The following is a 22,037-nucleotide window of genomic DNA, read 5'->3' as shown; positions in this document are numbered from 1 at the left end:
GCCTCCGCCAAGTACCGCCTCCGTCAAGCCGGTCGAGGTCGGGCACCGCCCGCTCGCCGTACGGTGAGGGCATGACGACACCTCCCGCGCACATCGAGATCGACGGCACCCCGGCGGCCGATCCGCAGCTCCTCGCCGCCCTCATGAGCGGTTACGGCCACTACACGGCGATGCAGGTACGGGACGGGCGCGTGAAGGGCCTCGACCTGCACCTCGACCGCCTCGACCGCTCGACCCGCGAGCTCTTCGGCCGGGAGCTGGAGGGCGGGCGGGTGCGCGAGCTCGTCGCCGGGGCACTCACGACCGCCGGGCGGCGGGACGCCTCGGTCCGGGTGTACGTGTACCCCGGCGTCCGCACCGCCGTGACCGTCGCCGACCCCGCCCCGGACGGCCCCGGCGCCCCGCAGCGCCTGACCGCCGTCGACTACTGGCGGCCCGCGCCGCACATCAAGCACCTGGGCGGCTTCGGCCAGCGCTTCCACGGCGACGCGGCCCGCCGGGCCGGCTACGACGAGGCCCTGCTGACCTCTCCGTACGGCGAGATCGCCGAGGGCGCGGTCACCAACATCGCCTTCTGGGACGGCACTTCGGTGGTCTGGCCGTCGGCGCCCTGCCTCACCGGCATCACCATGGCCCTCCTGGAGCGGCACCTGGAGTCGGTCCGGCGGCCGGTCACCCTGGCCGACCTCCCTGGCTACCGGGCCGCGTTCGTGACCAACTCCCGGACGATCGCTCCCGTGACGGCGATCGACGAGCTGACGTTCGCGGTGGACGAGGAGCTGATGGGGCGGGTGTTCGCGGCGTACGAGGCGGTGAAGGGGGACGAGATCCGGCCCTAGGGTCCCGGGCCGCGCGGGGGCGGCTCACCCGTTCGGCACGGGCCGCCGGCCGACGGCCCGTAGGCCGGTCTGACCTGCGGAAACGTCTGGAATCCAGGCGACACACCGTATCGGACGGAGCAATCCTGATGCCTCATCAGGAGGCGGGGCGCGCGACATGCCTCTTATCTCGGTCTCAGAAGGTCCGGCTCCGGGATGTCCCTCCCGGCAGGACCAGCCGGCATGACCGCTCGCGCGCCCCGGAGGACCCCCATGCGCACCACTGCCCGCCTGCTCACCGGTACCGCGCTGGCGGTCGCCGCGATCGGGGCGTTCGCCGCCCCCGCGGCATACGCGAACGACGACAGCTGGAACTCGAACAGCGAGAGCTGGAGCCCGACCGGCGAGAACTGGAACTCGGGCGGCGGCGGCCACGAGTCGCTGGAGCTCTCCCCGTCGTCCGCCTCCCCGGGCGAGACCGTCACCGTGAACACGCTCGCCTGCGGCAAGCACGGGCACGGCGTGGGCGACGCGAACTCGCTCGGCGCGGGCGAGTTCCAGCTGAAGCCGAGCACGCACAAGGAAGTCGTGGTCGGACAGTTCACGGTGCCGGAGCACGTCAAGGCCGGTTCCTACGGAATCAGCGTGGCCTGCGACAACGGCAAGACCGCCAAGGGCGACCTGTGGGTCAAGCACCGGAGCCCGAGCGGCCACGTCCAGACCGGTGTCGGGGGCAGCGTCGGCCCCGACACCGCCCAGGTCACGGCGGGCGCGGCGGTGCTGGCCGCGGCTGCCGTCGGCGGTGTCTGGCTCCTGCGGCGCCGGGCGAGCGGCGCGCAGGGCCACTGAGACCACCGCCTGTCCTGCCCCCGCCGCGCGCCCGCACACGGCCCGGCGGGGGCAGGGCCACACCCCACGAAGCGCGACCGAGGGAACCCAGGTGAGCAACAGGAGCAAGGGCTGGGGCATAGCCGCGGCCGCCTGCGTCGGGATCTGGCTCGTCCACAACGGCTCGGAGAACGTCACTCCGCCCGTCCCGTCGGCCGCGCAGGCCTTCGCCGCCGGACCCAGCGTGCACACCGACGCCGCCGCCGACCCGCTGCCGCCCTCGGTGCCGGTCCGGCTCCGGATCCCCGAGACCGACGTGGACGCCCCGGTGACCCGGCTCGGCCTCACGGCGGACGGCGCGCTCGACGTGCCGCCGGCCGCGGACCGGAACCTGGCCGGCTGGTACGGGGACGGCACCACGCCCGGCGCCAAGGGCACCGCGATCGTCGCGGGCCACGTCGACAACGCCGACGGGCCCGCCGTCTTCTACACCCTGGGCGCGCTCAAGAAGGGCCACCGGATCGAGGTGGTCCGGACGGACGGGCGGACCGCCGTCTTCACGGTCGACGCGATCGAGGTCTACGACAACAAGCACTTCCCGGACCGCAAGGTGTACGACGAGGCCGACCGGGCCGAGATCCGGGTGATCACCTGCGGCGGCGGCTTCTCGAAGAAGAACGGCTATCAGGGGAACGTGGTCGCCTTCGGCCACCTCATCGGGGTCAAATAGGGCCTCAGGCCCACTGGTCGAAGGCCAGCTTCGCGACCAGCGACAGCACCACGACGAGCAGCACCCCGCGGACGAACTCGGCGCCCTTGCTCAGCGCCATCCGGGCGCCGAGCGTCCCGCCGACGAGGTTGAAGACGGCCATGACGGCCGCGAGCTGCCAGTACACGGTGCCCTGATAGGCGAACATGGCGAGCGCGCCCGCGTTGGTGCAGACGTTGACGATCTTCGCGGTGGCGGAGGCGGTCACCAGGTCCAGGTGGAGCACGGCGGTCAGCGCGAGGACCAGGAAGGTGCCGGTGCCCGGCCCGAACAGACCGTCGTAGAACCCGATCCCGCCGCCGACGACCACGATCGCGGTCACGATCCGCGCCCGGGTCAGCGGCGCCCGCTCCTCACCCTCGGCCTTCGCGCCGAAGGAGGGCCGCAGCATCACGAAGGCCGCGACGCCGAGCAGCACCACCATGATCACCGGACGCAGGACCTCACTGCTGATCCCGGCCGCGAAGAAGGCGCCGGCCATGGAGCCGGCGAGGGCCGCGAGCCCGATCCGCACCGCCGTCCACACATGGACGGGCGCCTTGCGGAGATAGGTGACGGCGGCCCCCGTGGTGCCCACGATCGAGACGGCCTTGTTGGTGCCGAGGACGTACGCGGCCGGGACGTGCGGAAGACCGAGCAGCAGGGCGGGCAGCTGGAGCAGCCCGCCACCGCCCACCACGGCGTCGATCCAGCCCGCCACGAGCGCGGCGAGACAGAGCAGGACAAGGGTGGTCAGCGAGATGTCGGGCATGGTCGTGAGCCTAGGGAGGCGATCGTTGCCCCGTCCATCGATCGCCTGATCGTTGAGCTGGTTCAGAGCTTGCGGCCTCACAGCGGCCCTCGGCCCGGACGGAGATCAGCGTTCCGTACGGGAAACAGTCGGGATCCCGACGGGTAACACCGGCCCCGCACCCTTCCGGTATGAGTACACGGATCGTGGTGGTCGGGGGCGGGACGGCGGGCGCCCGGCTCGCCCAGCGCCTGCCCGTCACCCTCCTCGGCGAGGAGCCGCACGCCCCCTACAACAGGGTGCTGCTCGCCGACGTCCTCGCCGGACGGTACGCCCCCGAGGTGATCGCCCTGCCCGGGACCCGCGAGCCGGTACGGCTCGGGGTGCGGGCGGTGCGGATCGACCGGGCGGCGCGGACCGTCGAGTGCGCGGACGGCTCGCTCGTCGCCTACGACCGGCTCGTCCTGGCCACCGGCTCCAACCCCGTGCTCCCGCCGCTGCGCGGACTGCGCGGGGCGGCGCTCCCGGTCGGCGTCCACCCCTTCCGTACCCTCGACGACTGCCTGGAGCTGCGCGCCCTGGTACGGCCCGGGGTGCGGGCCGTGGTCATCGGCGGCGGACTCCTCGGGGTCTCCGCCGCGCGGGCCCTCGCCGAGCGGGGCGCGGACGTGGTCCTCACCCAGCAGGGCGAGCGCCTCATGGAACGGCAGCTCGACGAGCACGCCTCGGCGCTGCTCCGGGAGCACGTCGAGGCCCTCGGGGTCGAGGTCCACACCGAGTGCCGGGTCAGCGGCCTGCGGCAGCGGGACGGGGCGGTCACGGCGGTCGAACTCGCCGACGGCTTCGTCCTCGACGCACAGGTCGTGGTCCTCGCCTGCGGGGTACGGCCTCGGGTGGCCCTGGCCCGGGAGGCGGGTCTGTCCGTCGCGACGGGGATCGTGGTCGACGACGAGCTGCGGACGTCGGACCCGTACATCCACGCGATCGGCGACTGCGCGGAGCACGCGGGGCGCGTGTACGGCCTGGCGGGCCCGGCGCTGGAACAGGCGGACGCCTTGGCGGACCTCCTGACGTCCGTTGTGGGCAAGCGTTCCGCCGGGGCGGAACGGGTGGGCACAACGGGCGGCACCCCTGCGGGTGCCTTCGCCCTCCGCGCCTGGACCCGCACCGAGAGCGCCTCGCCCTCGGGGTGCGGGGAGGAACCGGAGGCGGAGGCGCCGCCGAGGGCGCCGTCCTGTGTGCCCACCCGTCCCGCCCAGCGGGACGATTGCCCACACGGGGCAGAGGTGGCCGCCCCGGCGGAAGGCGGCCCCGCAGCGCGGTACACCGGCACCCGCGCCCTCACCCGCCTCACCCTCGGCGGCCCGAGGCCCCTCGATCTCGCCGCCTTCGGCGAAGTCACCGCCCGCCCCGGTGACGACGTCGTCCAGCTCACCGACGCCACGCGCAGCGCGTACCGGAAGGTCGTCGTCCGCGGGGACCGGCTCGTCGGGGGCGTCCTCCTCGGCGACCTGGCCGCGGTCGGCGCGCTCGCACGGGCCTGGGAGGGCGACGAAGCCCTGCCCGACGAGGCCCCCCTGCTCCACCTGCTCACCCACGACGGAGGCTCCTCATGACCACTCCCACCATCGTCCTGGTCGGCCACGGAATGGTCGGCCAGCGGTTCCTGGAGGCGCTCGCCGACCGTGGCGTCACCGAGCGGGCCAGGATCGTGGTCCTCTGCGAGGAGCCGCGTCCGGCCTACGACCGCGTGCAGCTGACCTCGTACTTCTCCGGCAAGACGCCCGACGACCTGTCGATGGTCGAGGCCGGCTTCATGGAGCGGCACGGCATCGAGCTGCACACCGACGACCCGGCGGAGGCCGTGGACCGGGAGGCCCGGACGGTGACGGCCCGTTCGGGGCGGGTCTTCGCGTACGACACGCTGGTCCTCGCCACCGGCTCGTATCCCTTCGTGCCTCCCGTCCCCGGCAAGGACGCCAAGGGCTGTTTCGTCTACCGCACGATCGAGGACCTGCTCGCGATCGAGGAGTACGCGAAGACGGCGACGACCGGCGCGGTCGTCGGCGGCGGTCTGCTCGGCCTGGAGGCGGCGGGCGCGCTGAAGGGCCTCGGCCTGGACACGCACGTCGTGGAGTTCGCGCCGCGTCTGATGCCGGTGCAGGTCGACGAGGGCGGCGGCGCGGCCCTGCTCCGCACGATCGAGAAGATGGGCCTGACCGTCCACACGGGGACGGGCACGCAGGAGGTCGTGGCGACGGACGGCGCCGTGACGGGCATGAAGCTGTCGGACGGTTCCGAGCTGGCCACGGACATGGTCGTGTTCTCGGCGGGCGTACGGCCCCGGGACCAGCTGGCCCGCGACTGCGGCCTGACGGTCGGCGAGCGCGGCGGCATCGCGGTCGACGAGCTGTGCCGCACGTCGGACCCGGCGGTCTTCGCGATCGGCGAGTGCGCGCTGGCCTCGGACGGCCGGGTGTACGGCCTGGTGGCGCCGGGCTACGAGATGGCGCAGACGGCCGCGGCGGCGATCGCCGGGGAGCAGGCCGGGGACGGCTTCACGGGCGCCGACATGTCGACGAAGCTGAAGCTGCTCGGCGTGGACGTGGCCTCGTTCGGCGACGCGCACGGGACGGCCGAGGACTGCCTCGACGTCGTGTACTCCGATTCCCGTTCGGGCGTCTACAAGAAGCTGGTGGTCTCCGCCGACGGGGTGCTGCTCGGTGGTGTCCTGGTCGGCGACGCCGAGCAGTACGGCCTCCTCCGCCCGCTGACCGGCACCGTGCCGCCGGTCTCGCCCGAGCAGCTGGTGCTCCCGGCGGGCGCGGGCGCGCCGGTGGCGCTCGGCCCCTCGGCGCTGCCGGACGACGCGGTGATCTGCTCCTGCCACAACGTGACCAAGCACGCCATCGGGCAGTGCGAGTCGCTGGCCGAGGTGAAGAAGTGCACCAAGGCCGGTACGGGCTGCGGAAGTTGCGTGAAGGTGATCGAGAAGCTGCTGCCGGCCCCTACCGACAAGGGGCTCTGCGGCTGCTTCTCGTACACCCGGAGCGAGCTCTACGAGATCGCCCGCACCCTGCGGCTGACCTCCTTCGCGGCGCTGCTGGACTCGCACGGACGGGAGGAGGCGCGGGGCGGCGAGGGCTGCGAGGTCTGCAAGCCGACCGTCGGGTCCATCCTCGCGAGCCTCGCCCCGACCATCGGCTTGGGCGGCTACATCCTGGACGGCGAGCAGGCCTCCCTCCAGGACACCAACGACCACTTCCTCGCCAACCTGCAGCGCAACGGCTCCTACTCGGTGGTGCCGCGCATCCCCGGCGGTGAGATCACCCCGGACAAGCTGATCGTGATCGGCGAGGTGGCCCGGGACTTCGGGCTCTACACGAAGATCACCGGCGGTCAGCGGATCGACCTCTTCGGGGCGCGGGTGGACCAGCTGCCCTCGATCTGGACGCGGCTCGTCGACGCGGGCTTCGAGTCGGGGCACGCCTACGGCAAGGCGCTGCGCACGGTGAAGTCCTGCGTCGGGCAGACCTGGTGCCGCTACGGCGTCCAGGACTCGGTGAAGATGGCGATCCAGCTGGAGCTGCGCTACCGGGGCCTGCGCGCCCCGCACAAGCTGAAGTCGGCGGTCTCGGGCTGTGCCCGCGAGTGCGCGGAGGCGCAGTCGAAGGACTTCGGCATCATCGCGACGGCCAACGGCTGGAACCTGTACGTCGGCGGGAACGGCGGCGCGACCCCGCGCCACGCGGACCTGCTCGCGCAGGACCTCTCGGACGCCGAACTGGTCCGTCTCATCGACCGGTTCCTGATGTTCTACATCCGGACGGCGGACCGCCTGGAACGGACGTCGACCTGGCTGGAACGCCTGGAGGGCGGGCTCGACCACCTCAAGGACGTGGTGGTGCACGACTCGCTCGGGCTCTGCGACGAGCTGGAGGCGCTGATGGCGGCGCACGTCGCCGACTACCGGGACGAGTGGGCCGAGACCCTGGACGACCCGGAGCGGCTGCGGCGCTTCGTCTCCTTCGTGAACGCGCCCGGGGCGCCGGACCCGTCGGTCCGGTTCGTGCCGGAGCGGGACCAGATCAAGCCGGACCTCACGATTCTCACGATCGGAACGCTGGAAGGGGCCACCTCCCGATGACGACGACACTCGAAGCGGCGGGGACACTCGAACTCTCCCTGTCCCCCGACCTGTCCCCCGACTCCTGGATGGCGGTCTGCGAGGAGGCCCGGCTGACCCCGGGCCGGGGCGTGGCTGCGCTGCTGCCGGACGGCCGGCAGGCGGCGGTCTTCCGGGACCGGTCGGGCCGGACGTACGCGATCGACAACCGCGATCCGTTCACGGGGGCGCAGGTGCTGTCCCGGGGGCTGCTCGGCTCGGCGGGCGGGCGGCCGTTCGTGGCCTCGCCGCTCCTGAAGCAGCGCTTCGACCTGGAGACGGGCCGGTGCCTGGACGACGACGAGGTCGCGGTGACGGTGTATCCGGTCCGGACAAGGTAACTTGACCGATCGTTCCAGATAGTCGTACGGTCTTCTCGTGGCCAGGACCAAGGAGTTCGATCCGGAGGCCGCGCTCCAGGCAGCGCTCGAACTGTTCTGGGCGCGCGGGTACGAGGCGACGACGATGTCGGACCTCGTGGAGCGCCTCGGCATCGGCCGCGCCAGCATCTACGCGACCTTCGGCAACAAGCACGAGCTGTATCTGAAGGCGATGGACCGCTACCTGGAGACCCGCGATCCGCGGATCGTCGAGGAGCTGTCCGCGCCGGGCCCGGCCCTGCCGGCCGTGCGGACCCTCGTCCGCCGCTTCGCCGCCGAGGCGGCGGCGGACGAGGAGCGGTTGAACGGCTGCTTCGTCACCAACTCGGCCGCGGAGCTGGGGCCGCACGACGCGGTGGTCGCGCGGCGGGTCGAGCTGAGCTGGGAGCAGATCGAGACGCTGCTGCACGGCGCGCTCACCCGGGCCCGCGCCGGGGGCGAGCTCCCGGCGGACCGCGACCCGAAGGCGCTCGCGCGGATGTTGCTCGTCCTGCTGCAGGGCATCCGGGTCGTCGGCAAGGCGTCGAGCGATCCCGGCCGGGTCCTGGACGCGGCGGAGCAGGCACTGGGACTGCTGGACTGAGGAAAGGGCGCCCACGAGGGCGCCCTTCCTTCGGCCCTCATATTGGAATGTACGGTCAAGTTCAGGGGGGACTGCATGTCGACGACAGTGGTACGGGAGGTCCGCGGGTCCACAGCCCGCCGCGGTTTCCTCCTGCTCGGCGCCGTCCAGACGACGCTCATCTTCACGCTCGCCTCCCTCGCCGTCCCGCTCCCCCGCATCGGTGCCGAGTTCCGCCTCGACCGCGCCCAACTGATCCTGCTGAGCGCGGCCTACGGGCTGACCTTCGCCGGACTGCTCCTCCTCGGCGGCCGGCTCGCCGACCGCTCCGGCGGCCGCCGGGCCCTCGCCACCGGGCTCCTGGTCTTCGGCGCCGCCTCCGCCCTCGCGCCGCTCGCCCCCGGGTACGGGACGCTGCTCGCCGCCCGGTTCGGGCAGGGCGTCGGCGCGGCGCTCGTCGCCCCGGCCGCGATGGCGGTGCTCCGGGCGCTGTACCCCGAACCCGCCGCGTACGGCAGGGCGATGGCCACCTGGGGCGGCCTCTCCGTGCTCGGCGCGACCGCGGGGAACCTGCTCTCGGGGGTCATCGCGGCGGCCGCCTCCTGGCGCGGCACCTTCGCGGTCCCGATCGCGGTGACGGCGACGGCGCTGCTCCTGGCCCCGAGGCTCCTGCCGGGCCCCGCCCAGGCCTCCGGCTCCCGCCGCCCCCTCGACCTGCCCGGTGCGCTGCTCGCCACCGCCGGGATCACGCTCGCCAGTTACGGGCTCGTCCTCACCGACGCCCGCCCCTGGGGCTCCGCCCCGGTCCTCGTGCCCCTGCTCGCCGGGCTCGTCCTGCTCGCCGCCTTCGGGGCCGTCGAGCGGCGGGCCGCCGACCCGCTCCTGCCCCCGGACTTCCTGCGCGACGGCCGCCGCGCCCTGGGCCTCGCGGCGATCGGACTCACGGCGGCCGGCACGGCCACGGTCTTCGTGCTGCTGTCCCTCGCGCTCCAGCAGCGGCGCGGCTGGTCCGCGCTGCTCACCTCCGCCGCCTTCGTGCCCTTCGCGGTCGCCCTGCTCGCCTCGGGCCGGCTCGCGGGCCCGCTGATCGGGCGGTACGGTCCCGGGCGGGTGACCGCCGCCGGGCTCGGCACCGCCGCCGCCGGGCTCGGGCTGCTCGCCGCGACCGGCTTCGACACCTCCGCCCCGTACGCGTACGGGCTGCTTCCCGGCCTGCTCCTGCTGCCGGCCGGCGCCGCGCTGTCCTTCGCGGGCGCCGCGGTCCTCGCCACCGACGGAGTCCCGGCGCACCGCGCGGGCCTCGCGGGCGGCGTCCTGAACACGGCGATGGAGCTCGGCCCGACCGTGCTCTTCGCCGCCCTGCTCACCCTCGGCGGCGACGCGGTGTCGCTGGCGGCCGCGGCCGCCCTGTTCACCGTCCTCGCCGCCGCACTCCTCCACCAGAAGGGCTGACCAGCATGTCCGCACGTTTCACCGACCGCACCGTCCTCGTCACCGGCGCCGGTTCCGGTCTCGGCCGGGCCATCGCGCTCGCGTTCGCCACCGAGGGCGCGAAGGTCGTCGTCGCCGGCCGCACGGCGGAGTCCCTCGACGGGACGGTCGCCCTGATCGAGGCCGCCGGGGGCACCGCCGCCGCGGTCACCGCCGACGTGTCGAGCGCCGAGTCCACCAGGGAGCTGGTCCGGCGCACGGTCGAGCTGTTCGGCGGCCTGGACGTCGCCGTGAACAACGCGGGGGTCTTCCGGGGCGGCGGCCACAGCGCCGCCGACCTCCCCCTGGAGGACTGGCGGACGCTGCTCGACATCAACGTCACGGGCGTGCTGCACGCCCTCCAGGCCGAGGTCGGCCACATGAGGGCGAACGGCGGCGGGGCCATCGTGAACATCGCGTCCAACCTGGGCCCGCACGTCCGGATCCCCGGGGTCTTCGGCTACCAGGTCTCCAAGGCGGCGGTCTCGGCGCTCACCCGGGCCGCGGCCCGGGACCACATCGGCGACGGGATCCGGATCAACGCCGTCAGCCCCGGCGCCGCCGAGTCCGCGATGTCGCTGCAGCCCGGCGAGACGGAGGCCGAGCGGGAGGTCCGCATGAAGGAGCAGTCGCCGCTGGGCCGCATCTCGTCCGCGGCCGAGGTGGCGGCGGCGGTGCTGTACCTCGCGTCGGACGAGGCGGGCTCCGCCGTCGGCACGGACCTGGTGATCGACGGCGGCGTCTCGGCCTGATCGGGGCCTCGGCGACTCAGCCCTGGACGGCCGCCGGGTCCATCCAGAAGACCTCCCAGTGGTGGCCGTCCAGGTCGGTGAAGGAGCGGCCGTACATGAAGTCCATCTCCAGCGGCTCCTTCGCCGGGGTGCCTCCGGCGGCGAGGGCGGCGTCGGCGAGCCGGTCGCACTTCTCCCGGCTCTCGGCGCTCAGCGTGACCAGGACCTCGGTGGTCTTGGTCGCGTCGGAGATCTCCTTGCCCGGCGCCATGAACGACTTGAACTTGGGCTCTTCGAGGAGCATCGCGTAGATCGTGTCGCTGATGACCACACAGGCGCTGCTCTCGTCGCTGAACTGCGGGTTCGAGGAGTAGCCGAGCTGTTCGAAGAAGGCCTTGCTGGCGTCGACGTTCTTGACGGGCAGGTTCACGAAGATCATCTGCGGGGCCATGGCGCTCTCTCTTCCGTCGTGCGGTGCTGTCGAGAGATAGGACGGCCCTGCCTCTCGGAACTCATCGCTCCCGGAGAGTCTTTTCGCTCAGGCGACGGAGCGCAGTTCGAGGGCCGCCAGCGGGACGAACCCGCCGCCCGTGCCCCCGGTGTCCGCGTCGGGCCCGGCGAGCCGGCGCAGCATGGCGAGGGCGATCCGCTGGCCCTGCGCCTTGGCCCGCTCGGCCCGGGGCCCGCTGTGGAGTCCGTCGACGCTCGCCTGCCAGAGCTGCACCCAGCGGCCGAAGTGGGCGGCGGTGAGCGGCCGGGCGGTGTGCAGGGCGACGTGCGGGGCGAAGGCGTCGCGGCCGTAGCCGACGGTACGGAAGAGGGCGCGCTCCCAGAAGTCGGCGATGCGCGGCAGGTGGAGCTCCAGGTCGGTCCCGGCGATCTCGGTGAAGAAGGGCCCGATCAGCGGGTCGGCGAAGGCAGCGCCGTAGAAGCGCCTCAGCAGCACGTCGAGGTCGTGGCGGTCGCCGATGTCGGGGGTCTCACGCATGCCCCCAGTGTGCCCCGCCGCCGGGCGGGGCCCCAGTGCCGAAGGTCCCCGTCACCGGACCGTCCAGCGGCTGAGGGTCCCGGTCTTCTCGTCGTACGTGAGCCAACTGCCGTCGCCGAGGGGGCGGACCAGGCCGTCGACGGGGCCGTGGGGGTACGTGACGGTCCCGCGGATCTCCAGGGTGCGGGCGTCGAGAAGCCAGTGGCGGGGGTCTTCTTCGTACGAGACGCCGGTGGTCGCGATGACGGTGTGGCCGTCGACGAACCCGGCCGCGTAGTCCCAGGTCAGCTCCGACTGCTCGGCGAGGACCGTGCCGTCGAGGGCGTGCAGGCTCAGGTCGGCGCCGTAGTGTTCCAGGGTCAGGAAGCCCTCGTGGGCCGGGTGGACGTCCATGAGGATCCGGTCGAGCGATTCGTTGAGGTCCCAGACGGTCGGCCGCTCGCCGTCCCAGCGCGCCCAGTACAGCAGGATGCCGTCCTGGCCCATGCCGATGCAGAGTCCCGTGTGGACGCCGTCGGGGTGGGAGAGCTGGTGGGATCCGGCGGCCGCGCTGTCGTCGAGGGGCAGCCGGGCGAGCTCCCGGCCGTCGCGGGCGTCGAGGACCGACCAGCACTCCTCGGGCTGCTCCTCCCCCGGGGCCAGGACGTGCGCCCAGACGAACCGGCCGTCGTCGGAGATCCGGACCGAGCCGTGCTCGGAGCCGTCGCAGACCTGCTGCTCGTCCCCCGTGTGCGGATGGCCGAGGACGGGGCCCCAGCAGGGGTGCCGGTACTCCCACAGGGCCGTGCCGTCCGCGCCGACGGCCCGTACCGCCCGCTGCCCGGAGAAGACCGCGAAGGTGCCGTCGGGGCTCACCGAGACGCCGCCCCGGTCCCAGCCCGGCCAGGGCGTCGGGAAGACGGTCCTCGGTGCCCGTTCCCCGGCGAACAGGTCCTCCAGGTCGTGGACCTCCAGGTCGTCGCCGTGGAGCAGCAGGGCGCGGCGGGTGCCGTCCCGGCGGCTCTCGTAGACATCGCCGTTGATCAGGGCCCGGCCTCCGGGCAGCCGTACGGAACCGCTCAGGCGTACGTGGATCGACATGGCGGGAACCTAGCGCCCCGCACCGACACCGCCGTCCCCGCCCGGTCCCCGCCACTTCCGCTTCACCGCTTGTTGATGCCCAGTCAATTCCGTACTCCTAGGTTCCGGAAGCGCGCGACCCCGTCGCCGACCGGTGCGGCGGGGCACCACCCTTCTCAGGAGTGAGACGTGGAGCGACGCACTTTCCTGCGTGGAGCGGTCATCGGCACCTCGGCCGCCGCCTTCGGCGGCAGCCTGTGGCAGAGCGCGGCCGTCGCCGCCCCCGCCCAGCCCGGCGCCGGCCCGTACGGGGCGCTCGGCGCGGCCGACGCGAACGGCATCCAGCTGCCGGCCGGGTTCAGCAGCCGGGTGATCGCCCGGTCCGGCCAGACCGTGACCGGCACCTCGTACGCCTGGCACAACGCCCCCGACGGCGGCGCCTGCTTCGCCGACGGCACCGGCTGGATCTACGTCTCGAACTCGGAGATCAACCCGAGCGGCGGCGCGAGCGCGGTGCGGTTCGACTCGGCGGGCACGATCACCGGCGCGTACCGCATCCTCTCCGGCACCCGCCAGAACTGCGCCGGCGGCAAGACCCCGTGGAACACCTGGCTGTCCTGCGAGGAGGTGTCCCTCGGCTACGTCTACGAGACGAACCCGTGGGGCGGCACCGCCACCCGCCGGGACGCGATGGGCCGGTTCAAGCACGAGGCGGCGGCCGCCGACCCGGTGCGCCGGGTGATCTACCTGACCGAGGACGAGACGGACGGCTGCTTCTACCGCTTCGTCCCCACCACCTGGGGCGACCTCTCCTCCGGCACCCTCCAGGTGCTCACGGCCGGCACCGCCGCCTCCGGCACCTTCGCCTGGCAGAACGTGCCGGACCCGGACGGCTCCCCGACCACCACCCGCACCCAGGTCTCCGGCGCCAAGCACTTCAACGGCGGCGAGGGCTGCCACTACGCGAACGACACCGTCTGGTTCACCACCAAGGGCGACAACCGGGTCTGGCAGGTCGACCTGGCCGCCGGCACGTACGAGCTGGCCTACGACGACTCGCTGGTCGTCGGCGGCGGCGCCCCGCTGACCGGCGTCGACAACATCACCGGCTCCTCCTCCGGCGACCTGTACGTCGCCGAGGACGGCGGCAACATGGAGATCTGCCTGATCACGCCGGACGACATCGTGACGCCGTTCCTGCGGATCAACGGCCAGTCCGGTTCCGAGATCACCGGCCCGGCCTTCTCCCCCGACGGCACGCGCCTGTACTTCTCCAGCCAGCGCGGCACGACCGGCAGCTCCTCGGGCGGCATCACCTACGAGGTGAAGGGACCGTTCCGCGCGTAGCCGCGGGTGACGGGCCCGTGCCGCGGCTGGCGGCGGGGGACGGGCCCTCTCCGCGCGTAGCTATGACGTGACCTGCCCGTTCCTCGCGTAACCGCCCGGGTAGCAGCGCAGGTCCACCGCCCGCTGGGCGCCGCCGAGCAGGGCGGCGCCCAACGGCGTCAGCGTGTGCAGGACCGCGTTGCCGTGGCGGAGGGTCGCGATGAGCCCGGCCTCGCGCAGCACGCCCGCGTGCTGGCTGGCCGAGGCCAGCGACACCCCGGCCCTGCGGGCCAGTTCGCTGGTCGTCCCGCCGTCCCCGATGGCGTGCAGGACGGCCGAGCGGGTCTGGCCGACCAGCTTGGCCAGCGAGGAGCCGCCCGGCGCGCGGACGGTCGGCGCCTCGCCGTGCGTGACGGGGTAGACGAGGACCGGCGGCAGCGCGGGGTCGCGCAGCACCACCGGGGTCCCCCGGCAGAAGAACGAGGGCTGGAGCAGCAGCCCGCGCCCGTCGAGGTGGACGTCCCGGTCGACCGGGTAGTCCGCCTCCAGGACGGGCGCGCGCCAGCGCAGCATCGGCGGCAGCGAGGCGAGCAGCTCCTCGGCGCCGCCGTCCAGGAGGGCCCGGCCGCGGCGGGCCCGGTCGGCCTCGACGCGGGCCCGGATGTGCGGCCAGTACGGTTCGATCGTGGCCCGGTGGTAGCTGCGCAGGGCCCCCACGAGCCGGTCGAAGGGCTCCGTGCCGCCGTCGGCGAGGGCGCGCAGCGAGTGGGGCACGGTCCGGCCGCCGGAGCGGTCGGCGGCGAGCAGCGAGAGTTCTCCGCGCAGCCGGCCGGGATCGGTGGCGCGGATCGCCTGGAGGCCCTCGTCGAGGCCGTGAACTCCTTCGGCGGGCGTCAGGAAGTCGGGAAAATAGCCGCGGCTGGGAACGAGCGCGGCGAGGAGCCGGGTCTCGCCGCCGAGCCGCATCCGGGCGTCAGAGCGCCATTCTCCGTAGACGACGGAGCCGCGCCGGTCTCTTAAACGGTGAAAGCTCAGAATCGTTTCCCACAGAACGTCCGGCCGGGCGGCCGTCCGCACTCCCGCCAAGTCGTCTCCGGTGAAATGAATCCGCAGCATGAACGTCCCCACCTGTGCACTCGCAACCACCCCCGACGACGAGTATGCACAGCATCACTGCACGTTACCAGGGTGTTTCAGCCACAGTTGAAAGGCATCGCGGCGATCAGGGGGGAACCGAAAAGCTGTACGGGTCGGGCAGGAAACCTTCAGGACCGAGGTGACGTGGTGAAGACCGTGGGGGGCTTTGCCCGTCCGGCGGCGGTCGGCGAGGTTGTGGCTCACCTGCCCGGCATCGGAAAGGGGTGCGGCCTCCGGGTGGGGATCCGGGGGCCGCGCCCGCCCCGTTCTTTGCGCTGAAGAATCCAGAAGTTCAATGGCCAATAATTCAATCGGCCGTAATTGAACATTGACTCACATCAGCTCGACAAACAAACGAACAACGGGACGGACACCTCCGCACAAAGGTGTCCGTCCCGTCTCTTTTCTGAATCCGGAGCCGCCGCCCGTCGGTGAGGGTCGAGAGGTGACCGACGGCGGCCCCGGTGGACTCAGCGGCTGTCGCTGCCCTTCGCCTCGGCCGCGGCCCGGCCGGCCTCCAGGCGCGCCACCGGGATCCGGAAGGGCGAGCAGGAGACGTAGTCGAGGCCGACCTCGTGGAAGAAGTGCACCGACTCCGGGTCGCCGCCGTGCTCGCCGCAGACGCCGAGCTTGATGTCGGGGCGGGTGGCCCGGCCGGCCTGGACGGCGCTGCGCACGAGCGCGCCGACGCCGTCCTTGTCGATGGTCTCGAAGGGGCTGACGCCGAAGATGCCCTTCTCCAGGTACGCGGTGAAGAACGAGGCCTCCACGTCGTCGCGGGAGAAGCCCCACACCGTCTGCGTCAGGTCGTTCGTGCCGAAGGAGAAGAACTCCGCGGCCTCGGCGATCTGACCGGCGGTCACGGCGGCGCGCGGCAGCTCGATCATGGTGCCGAGCGCGAGCTTCAGGTCGACGCCGGTCTGCGCCCGTACCTCGGCGATGACCTGCTCGGCCTCCTCGCGGACGATCTCCAGCTCCTGGACGGTGCCGACGAGCGGGATCATGATCTCGGCGCGCGGGTCGCCCTTGGCGTCGATGCGGTGGGCCGCGGCCTCCGCGATCGCCCGGACCTGCATGGTGAACAGGCCGGGGATGACCAGGCCGAGGCGGACACCGCGCAGACCCAGCATCGGGTTCTGCTCGTGCAGCCGGTGCACGGCCTGGAGCAGGCGCAGGTCGTTCTCGTGCGGCTCCTTGCGGGACTCGGCGAGGGCGACGCGCACCGACAGCTCGGTGATGTCGGGCAGGAACTCGTGCAGCGGCGGGTCGAGCAGGCGGACCGTGACGGGCAGCCCGTCCATGGCCTCGAAGAGCTCGATGAAGTCCTGCTTCTGCAGCGGGAGCAGCGCCTTCAGCGACTCCTCGCGCTCGGCGTCCGTGTCGGCGAGGATGAGCCGCTCGACGTACTGGCGGCGCTCGCCGAGGAACATGTGCTCGGTGCGGCACAGGCCGATGCCCTGGGCGCCGAAGCGGCGGGCGCGCGAGGCGTCCTCGGCGTTGTCGGCGTTGGCGCGGACGCGGAGGCGGCGGACGCGGTCGGCGTAGGCCATGATCCGGTGGACGGCGGCGACGAGCTCGTCGGCGTCGTCGGCGCCGGCGTGCATGCGGCCCTCGAAGTACTCGACGACCGGGGACGGTACGACGGGTACCTCACCGAGGTAGACCTTGCCGGTGGAGCCGTCGATGGAGACGACGTCGCCCTCCTCGACGACCTGGCCGTCGGCCGTGGTCATCCGGCGGCGCTTGGTGTCGACCTCGAGCTCCTCGGCGCCGCAGACACAGGTCTTGCCCATGCCGCGGGCGACGACGGCGGCGTGCGAGGTCTTGCCGCCGCGGGAGGTGAGGATGCCCTCGGCGGCGATCATGCCGTCCAGGTCGTCCGGGTTGGTCTCGCGGCGGATCAGGATGACCTTCTCGCCGGAGCGGGACCACTTGACGGCCGTGTACGAGTCGAAGACGGCCTTGCCGACGGCGGCGCCCGGGGAGGCGGCGATGCCGCGCCCGATCTGCTCGACCTTGGCGTGCTCGTCGAACTTGGGGAACATCAGCTGGGCGAGCTGGGCGCCGGTGACGCGCTGGAGCGCCTCGGCCTCGTCGATCAGGCCCTGGTCCACGAGCTGCGTGGCGATGCGGAAGGCGGCACCGGCGGTGCGCTTGCCGACGCGGGTCTGGAGCATCCAGAGCTGGCCGCGCTCGATGGTGAACTCGATGTCGCAGAGATCCTTGTAGTGGGTCTCCAGGGTCTCCATGATCTGCATGAGCTGGTCGTACGACTTCTTGTCGATCGACTCGAGGTCGGCCAGCGGCACCGTGTTGCGGATGCCGGCGACGACGTCCTCGCCCTGCGCGTTCTGCAGGTAGTCGCCGTAGACGCCCTGGTGGCCGGAGGCGGGGTCGCGGGTGAAGGCGACGCCGGTGCCGGAGTCCGGGCCGAGGTTGCCGAAGACCATCGAGCAGACGTTGACGGCGGTGCCGAGGTCGCCCGGGATGCGCTCCTGGCGGCGGTACAGCTTGGCGCGGTCCGTGTTCCAGGAGTTGAAGACGGCCTCGATGGCGAGGTCCATCTGCTCGCGCGGGTCCTGCGGGAAGTCGCGGCCGGTCTGGGCCTTCACGATCTTCTTGAAGTGCTTGACGACCTTCTTGAGGTCGGCGGCGTCCAGGTCGGTGTCGCTGGCGACCTTCTTCGCGGCCTTGGCCTCGTCGAGGGCCTCCTCGAAGAGCTCGCCGTCGACGCCGAGGACGGTCTTGCCGAACATCTGGATGAGCCGGCGGTACGAGTCCCACGCGAAGCGGTCGTTGTCGGCCTGGCGGGCGAGGCCGGTCACGGACTCGTCGGAGAGTCCGATGTTGAGGACGGTGTCCATCATGCCCGGCATGGAGAACTTCGCGCCCGAGCGGACGGAGACGAGCAGCGGGTCGTCGGCCTGGCCGAGCTTCTTGCCCATCTTCTGCTCGAGGGCGTCGAGGTGGGCGGTCACCTCGTCGCGGAGCTCGACCGGCTCGGAGCCGCTCTCGAGGTAGACCTTGCACGCCTCGGTGGTGATCGTGAAGCCCGGAGGCACCGGCAGGCCGAGGTTGGTCATCTCGGCGAGGTTGGCGCCCTTGCCACCGAGCAGGTCCTTCAGGTCCCTGTTGCCCTCGGTGAAGTCGTACACGAACTTCTGATCAATGTTTCCCGACACGGGTCTCGACTCCTCGACGACTCGGTTGGCTGCCCTGACGGCGAGGAACATACCCAGATCGAAGGCTTCTAGGGAGGTACGCCTGCCGGTCACACGGTCTTAACCACCCATCCGCCACCACTTCGAAAGTTACCGATGCGAAGTATCCGGTTTCACGCCCCGAAGGCCAGTTGACCCAAATCAGGGAAGAGCCGCTCTCCTGAGCGCCCAATCGAGCATTTGCGTTCAACTCTTGAACACAAAAGGAGTGGCACTCGGTGCCACCCCTTCAGGCTGTACAGCTGTCGGCGATCCGCTCATCTGAGCGCAACCCCCCTCAAGGGTGGCGAGGATCACTCCCCCGGGAGGGGCCGAATCTCAGCCGCCGGACGTGTCCAGCTCGGCGTCCTCGCTCACCCCGGCGCAGTCGTACGGGTCCTTCAGCCAGCCATCCGGCAGGACAACCCGGTTGTTTCCGGACGTACGACCCCGGGGGCCGTCCGCACCCACCGGCCAGGGCTGGTCCAGGTCCAGCTCGCTCAACTGAGCGCGCAGCTCGTCCAGGGAAGAGGTGATCGCGAGCTTCTTGCGCATCTCGGAACCGACCGCGAAGCCCTTCAGGTACCAGGCCACGTGCTTGCGGAAGTCGATGACACCACGTGCCTCGTCGCCCAGCCATTCGCCGAGCAGCCGCGCGTGCCGCACCATCGCGTCCGCGACCTCCCGCAGGCCCGGCTGCGCGTAGGCCCCGGTGCCCTCGAAGCCCGCCACCAGGTCTCCGAAGAGCCAGGGGCGGCCCAGGCAGCCGCGGCCCACGACGACGCCGTCGCAGCCCGTCTCGCGCATCATCCGCAGGGCGTCGTCCGCCGACCAGATGTCGCCGTTGCCGAGCACCGGGATCTCCGGCACGTGCTCCTTGAGCCGCGCGATCGCGTCCCAGTCGGCCGTGCCGCCGTAGTGCTGCGCCGCCGTCCGCCCGTGCAGGGCGATCGCCGTGACGCCCTCCTCGACCGCGATCCGGCCCGCGTCGAGGTAGGTGATGTGGTCGTCGTCGATGCCCTTGCGCATCTTCATCGTGACCGGCAGGTCGCCCGCGTTGGACACCGCCTCGTTCAGGATCGCCCGCAGCAACGGCCGCTTGTACGGCAGGGCCGAGCCGCCGCCCTTCCGGGTCACCTTGGGGACCGGGCAGCCGAAGTTCAGGTCGATGTGGTCGGCCAGGTCCTCGTCGACGATCATCCGCACGGCCTTGCCGACCGTCACCGGATCGACTCCGTACAGCTGGATCGAGCGCGGCTTCTCCGTCTCGTCGAAGCGGATGAGCTGCATCGTCTTCTCGTTGCGCTCGACCAGGGCGCGCGTCGTGATCATCTCGCTCACGAACAGCCCCTTGCCACCGCTGAACTCACGGCAGAGGGTACGGAAGGGGGCGTTGGTGATGCCTGCCATCGGGGCGAGCACCACCGGCGGCTGCACGATGTGCGGCCCGATGGCGAGAGGAGTGAACGCGGTCATTCGGCCATTGTCCCGCACTGCGGAGTTTCTTAGACAGCCATACGATCCGCACATGCCCGAGCTCACACGCGGTCGCCGCCTCGTCGTCCTCGCGATCTGCTGCATGAGCCTGCTGATCGTCAGCCTGGACAACACCGCCCTGAACGTCGCCCTGCCCGCCATGCGGGAAGATCTCGACGCCACCGTCGCCGGCATGCAGTGGGTGATCGACGCCTACACCCTGGTCCTCGCCTCCCTGCTGATGCTCGCCGGCTCCACCGCCGACCGGATCGGCCGCCGCAAGGTCTTCGTCACGGGCCTGGCCGTCTTCGCCCTCGGCTCGCTGCTCTGCTCCCTCGCGCCGAACCTGGAGGCCCTGATCGCCTTCCGGGCGGTCCAGGCCGTGGGCGGCTCGATGCTGAACCCGGTCGCCATGTCGATCATCACCAACACCTTCACGGACCCGGCGGCACGCGCGCGTGCCATCGGGGTCTGGGGCGGGGTCGTCGGCGTCTCCATGGCCGCCGGGCCGCTGGTGGGCGGGGTGCTCGTCCAGTCGGTCGGCTGGCGGGCGATCTTCTGGGTGAACCTGCCGGTCGCCCTCGCCGCCCTGCTCCTGACCCTGCGGTACGTCCCCGAGTCCCGCGCGCCCCGGCCCCGGCGCCCCGACCCCGTCGGGCAGGTCCTGGTGACGGTGCTCCTCGGCTCGCTCACGTACGCGATCATCGAGACCGACCCGCTCTTCGGCGGCCTCGCGGCCGTCGCGCTCGCCGGTCTCCTCCTCTACGAGCCCCGGCGCCACGAGCCCCTGATCGACCTGCGGTTCTTCCGCAGCGCGCCGTTCAGCGGGGCCACCGTCATCGCGGTCTGCGCCTTCGCCTCGCTCGGCGGCTTCCTCTTCCTGAACACGCTGTACCTCCAGGACGTGCGCGGGCTCTCCCCGCTGTCCGCCGGTCTATGGATGCTGCCGATGGCCGGCATGACCTTCGTCTTCGCCCCGTTGTCGGGGCGCCTCACGGCGGTGCGCGGGCCGCGCCCCTCGCTGCTGCTCGCGGGGGCGGCGATGGCGGCCGGGCCGCTGCTCTTCGCGGCCTTCGCCGCCGAGACGAGCGACGCGCTGCTCTTCACCGGGTACGTGGTCTTCGGCATCGGCTTCGGCCTGGTGAACGCCCCGATCACGAACACCGCCGTCTCCGGGATGCCCCGCGCGCAGGCCGGGGTGGCGGCGGCGGTGGCCTCGACGAGCCGCCAGGTCGGGCAGACGCTGGGGGTGGCGGTGATCGGCACGGTCCTGGCGGCGGGGGTCGGCGCCACGCCGCACGCGGACGCGTTCGTGGCGGCGGCCCGCCCCGGCTACTGGATCATCACGGGCTGCGGGCTCGCCGTCCTGGCGGTCGGCGCACTGACCAGCGGGACGTGGGCCCGGCGCACGGCGGAGCGGACGGCGCGGTGCCTGGCGCCGGAGGAGGGCCGGGAGGGCGGCAGGGAAGGCGGCCGGGAGGGCGGGACTCAGGCCACGGCCAAGGCGCCCTCGCCCTGAGCCTCCCGCTCCCGGACCACGAGGTCGAGGAGGCGGGCGACGCCGGCCTGGGTGGCGTCGTCCACGGGGACGTACGTGACGAGGTGGGTCCCGGCGTTCGGGCCGAGCCAGAGGTTGGTGTGCTCGAAGCCGAGGAGGCCCACGCGGGCGTTGCGGATGATCTTCACGCGGCCGCCGGGGGCGACCACCTCGTGCCGGGCCCAGAGCTCCCGGAACTCGGGCGAGGCCTCTTCGAGGCGGCGTACGAGCTCCTTCCAGGCGGGCTCGGCCAGGTGCTCGGCCATGGCGGCGCGGAGCTTCCCGGCGAGCGCGCGCATGACCTCGGGCAGGTCGGTGACGGAGGCCCGGAAGTCCTCGTTGGTGAAGGCCAGCCAGAGGGAGTTGCGGTCCTCGCGGGGCAGCGCGTCGAGGTCGCAGAAGAGCTGCCCGAAGGTGCGGTTGTGGGCGAGGAAGTCGTAGCGGCTGTTCTGGATCGCGGCGGGCACGGGCTCCAGCTGGTCGAGCAGCCGGCGCAGGGTGGGCGTGACGGCGGAGCAGGACGCCTCGGGGTGCGGGTCGGCGGCTCCGGCGAGGGCGAAGAGGTGGCTGCGCTCGGTCGGGTCGAGCAGCAGGGCTCCGGCGAGGGCGTCCAGGACCTGCGGGGAGACCTGGATGTCACGGGCCTGTTCGAGCCAGGTGTACCAGGTGACGCCGACGGCGGAGAGGTGCGCGACCTCCTCGCGGCGCAGGCCGGGGGTGCGGCGGCGTCGGCCCCGGGGCAGGCCGACCTGCTCGGGGGTGATGCGCTCGCGCCGGCTGCGCAGGAAGGCCGCCAGCTCGTGGCGCCGCACGTCGCTCTCGCTCGGTGCCTCGGGTCCGCTCATCGCCATGACGGTCATG

The 22,037-nt window shown here is 72.4% G+C and carries 19 protein-coding genes; 11 read left to right on the top strand and 8 right to left on the bottom strand.

The window, feature by feature from the left end; genetic code table 11:
• The first annotated feature begins 71 nt into the window (after positions 1-71).
• From BLW86_RS25605 to BLW86_RS25595, 3 genes are all read left to right on the top strand, one after another.
• Entirely contained in the window at positions 72-839 is a 768-nt protein-coding gene (locus tag BLW86_RS25605; RefSeq protein ID WP_093876217.1) for an aminotransferase class IV, read from the top strand.
• Between the two features lie 252 nt (positions 840-1,091).
• On the top strand, positions 1,092-1,667 hold the full coding sequence (locus tag BLW86_RS25600; RefSeq protein ID WP_093876216.1) for a hypothetical protein: 576 nt from the start codon (positions 1,092-1,094) through the stop codon (positions 1,665-1,667).
• A 91-nt stretch (positions 1,668-1,758) separates the two neighbouring features.
• Positions 1,759-2,376: a class F sortase gene (locus BLW86_RS25595; RefSeq protein WP_093876215.1), complete on the top strand. Its 618-nt coding sequence runs from the start codon at positions 1,759-1,761 to the stop codon at positions 2,374-2,376.
• A gap of 4 nt (positions 2,377-2,380) precedes the next feature.
• Here BLW86_RS25595 and BLW86_RS25590 read toward each other — a convergent pair whose 3' ends face one another.
• Positions 2,381-3,166 carry a sulfite exporter TauE/SafE family protein gene (locus BLW86_RS25590; RefSeq protein WP_093876214.1) on the bottom strand — a complete coding sequence of 262 codons (786 nt, stop codon included), beginning with the start codon at positions 3,164-3,166 and terminating at the stop codon, positions 2,381-2,383.
• Between the two features lie 170 nt (positions 3,167-3,336).
• Here BLW86_RS25590 and BLW86_RS25585 point away from each other — a divergent pair, with 170 nt between their 5' ends.
• The 6 genes from BLW86_RS25585 (at position 3,337) to BLW86_RS25560 (ending at position 10,474) form a co-directional block, all read left to right on the top strand.
• Positions 3,337-4,761, top strand: a complete 1,425-nt coding sequence (locus BLW86_RS25585; RefSeq protein WP_093876213.1) for an NAD(P)/FAD-dependent oxidoreductase — start codon at positions 3,337-3,339, stop codon at positions 4,759-4,761.
• The gene (gene nirB, locus BLW86_RS25580; protein WP_093876212.1) at positions 4,758-7,292 is read left to right on the top strand and encodes a nitrite reductase large subunit NirB; all 2,535 of its coding nucleotides are present in this window, start codon (positions 4,758-4,760) and stop codon (positions 7,290-7,292) included. Before BLW86_RS25585 ends, nirB begins: the two co-directional genes overlap by 4 nt.
• On the top strand, positions 7,289-7,651 hold the full coding sequence (nirD, locus tag BLW86_RS25575) for a nitrite reductase small subunit NirD (protein ID WP_093876211.1): 363 nt from the start codon (positions 7,289-7,291) through the stop codon (positions 7,649-7,651). The genes nirB and nirD overlap by 4 nt, the downstream gene beginning before the upstream one ends.
• Before the next feature lie 37 nt (positions 7,652-7,688).
• A complete protein-coding gene (locus BLW86_RS25570) occupies positions 7,689-8,273 on the top strand; it encodes a TetR/AcrR family transcriptional regulator (RefSeq protein ID WP_093876210.1) in 585 nt (194 codons plus the stop codon).
• A gap of 75 nt (positions 8,274-8,348) precedes the next feature.
• A complete protein-coding gene (locus BLW86_RS25565; RefSeq protein ID WP_093876209.1) occupies positions 8,349-9,704 on the top strand; it encodes an MFS transporter in 1,356 nt (451 codons plus the stop codon).
• 5 nt (positions 9,705-9,709) lie between these two features.
• A complete protein-coding gene (locus BLW86_RS25560; protein ID WP_093876208.1) occupies positions 9,710-10,474 on the top strand; it encodes an SDR family NAD(P)-dependent oxidoreductase in 765 nt (254 codons plus the stop codon).
• A gap of 16 nt (positions 10,475-10,490) precedes the next feature.
• Here the strand turns inward: BLW86_RS25560 and BLW86_RS25555 are convergent, their stop codons facing one another.
• The 3 genes from BLW86_RS25555 to BLW86_RS25545 form a co-directional block, all read right to left on the bottom strand.
• Positions 10,491-10,904, bottom strand: a complete 414-nt coding sequence (locus BLW86_RS25555) for a VOC family protein (protein WP_093876207.1) — start codon at positions 10,902-10,904, stop codon at positions 10,491-10,493.
• 87 nt (positions 10,905-10,991) lie between these two features.
• Positions 10,992-11,441: a group III truncated hemoglobin gene (locus tag BLW86_RS25550; protein WP_093876206.1), complete on the bottom strand. Its 450-nt coding sequence runs from the start codon at positions 11,439-11,441 to the stop codon at positions 10,992-10,994.
• A gap of 51 nt (positions 11,442-11,492) precedes the next feature.
• The gene (locus tag BLW86_RS25545; RefSeq protein WP_093876205.1) at positions 11,493-12,521 is read right to left on the bottom strand and encodes a hypothetical protein; all 1,029 of its coding nucleotides are present in this window, start codon (positions 12,519-12,521) and stop codon (positions 11,493-11,495) included.
• A gap of 168 nt (positions 12,522-12,689) precedes the next feature.
• Here BLW86_RS25545 and BLW86_RS25540 point away from each other — a divergent pair, with 168 nt between their 5' ends.
• On the top strand, positions 12,690-13,847 hold the full coding sequence (locus BLW86_RS25540; protein ID WP_093876204.1) for a PhoX family protein: 1,158 nt from the start codon (positions 12,690-12,692) through the stop codon (positions 13,845-13,847).
• Positions 13,848-13,907: 60 nt separating this feature from the next.
• Here the strand turns inward: BLW86_RS25540 and BLW86_RS25535 are convergent, their stop codons facing one another.
• The 3 genes from BLW86_RS25535 to dusB form a co-directional block, all read right to left on the bottom strand.
• A complete protein-coding gene (locus BLW86_RS25535) occupies positions 13,908-14,942 on the bottom strand; it encodes an ArsR/SmtB family transcription factor (protein WP_177181750.1) in 1,035 nt (344 codons plus the stop codon).
• Between the two features lie 491 nt (positions 14,943-15,433).
• On the bottom strand, positions 15,434-18,145 hold the full coding sequence (gene ppdK / locus BLW86_RS25530) for a pyruvate, phosphate dikinase (RefSeq protein ID WP_093876203.1): 2,712 nt from the start codon (positions 18,143-18,145) through the stop codon (positions 15,434-15,436).
• Between the two features lie 357 nt (positions 18,146-18,502).
• Positions 18,503-19,639: a tRNA dihydrouridine synthase DusB gene (gene dusB / locus BLW86_RS25525; protein ID WP_093876202.1), complete on the bottom strand. Its 1,137-nt coding sequence runs from the start codon at positions 19,637-19,639 to the stop codon at positions 18,503-18,505.
• 52 nt (positions 19,640-19,691) lie between these two features.
• Between dusB and BLW86_RS25520 the strand changes: the two genes are divergently transcribed.
• Entirely contained in the window at positions 19,692-21,158 is a 1,467-nt protein-coding gene (locus tag BLW86_RS25520; protein ID WP_093876201.1) for an MFS transporter, read from the top strand.
• On the opposite strand, the gene BLW86_RS25515 is transcribed toward BLW86_RS25520, so the two are convergent.
• Positions 21,128-22,036, bottom strand: coding sequence for an MmyB family transcriptional regulator (locus tag BLW86_RS25515; RefSeq protein WP_256341422.1), 909 nt, complete (start codon positions 22,034-22,036; stop codon positions 21,128-21,130). The genes BLW86_RS25520 and BLW86_RS25515 overlap by 31 nt on opposite strands.
• Position 22,037 lies beyond the last annotated feature (1 nt).

The sequence above is a fragment of the Streptomyces sp. TLI_105 genome, from assembly GCF_900105415.1.
Lineage (GTDB): Bacteria > Actinomycetota > Actinomycetes > Streptomycetales > Streptomycetaceae > Streptomyces.
This window is presented reverse-complemented; position numbering and strand designations above follow the sequence as displayed.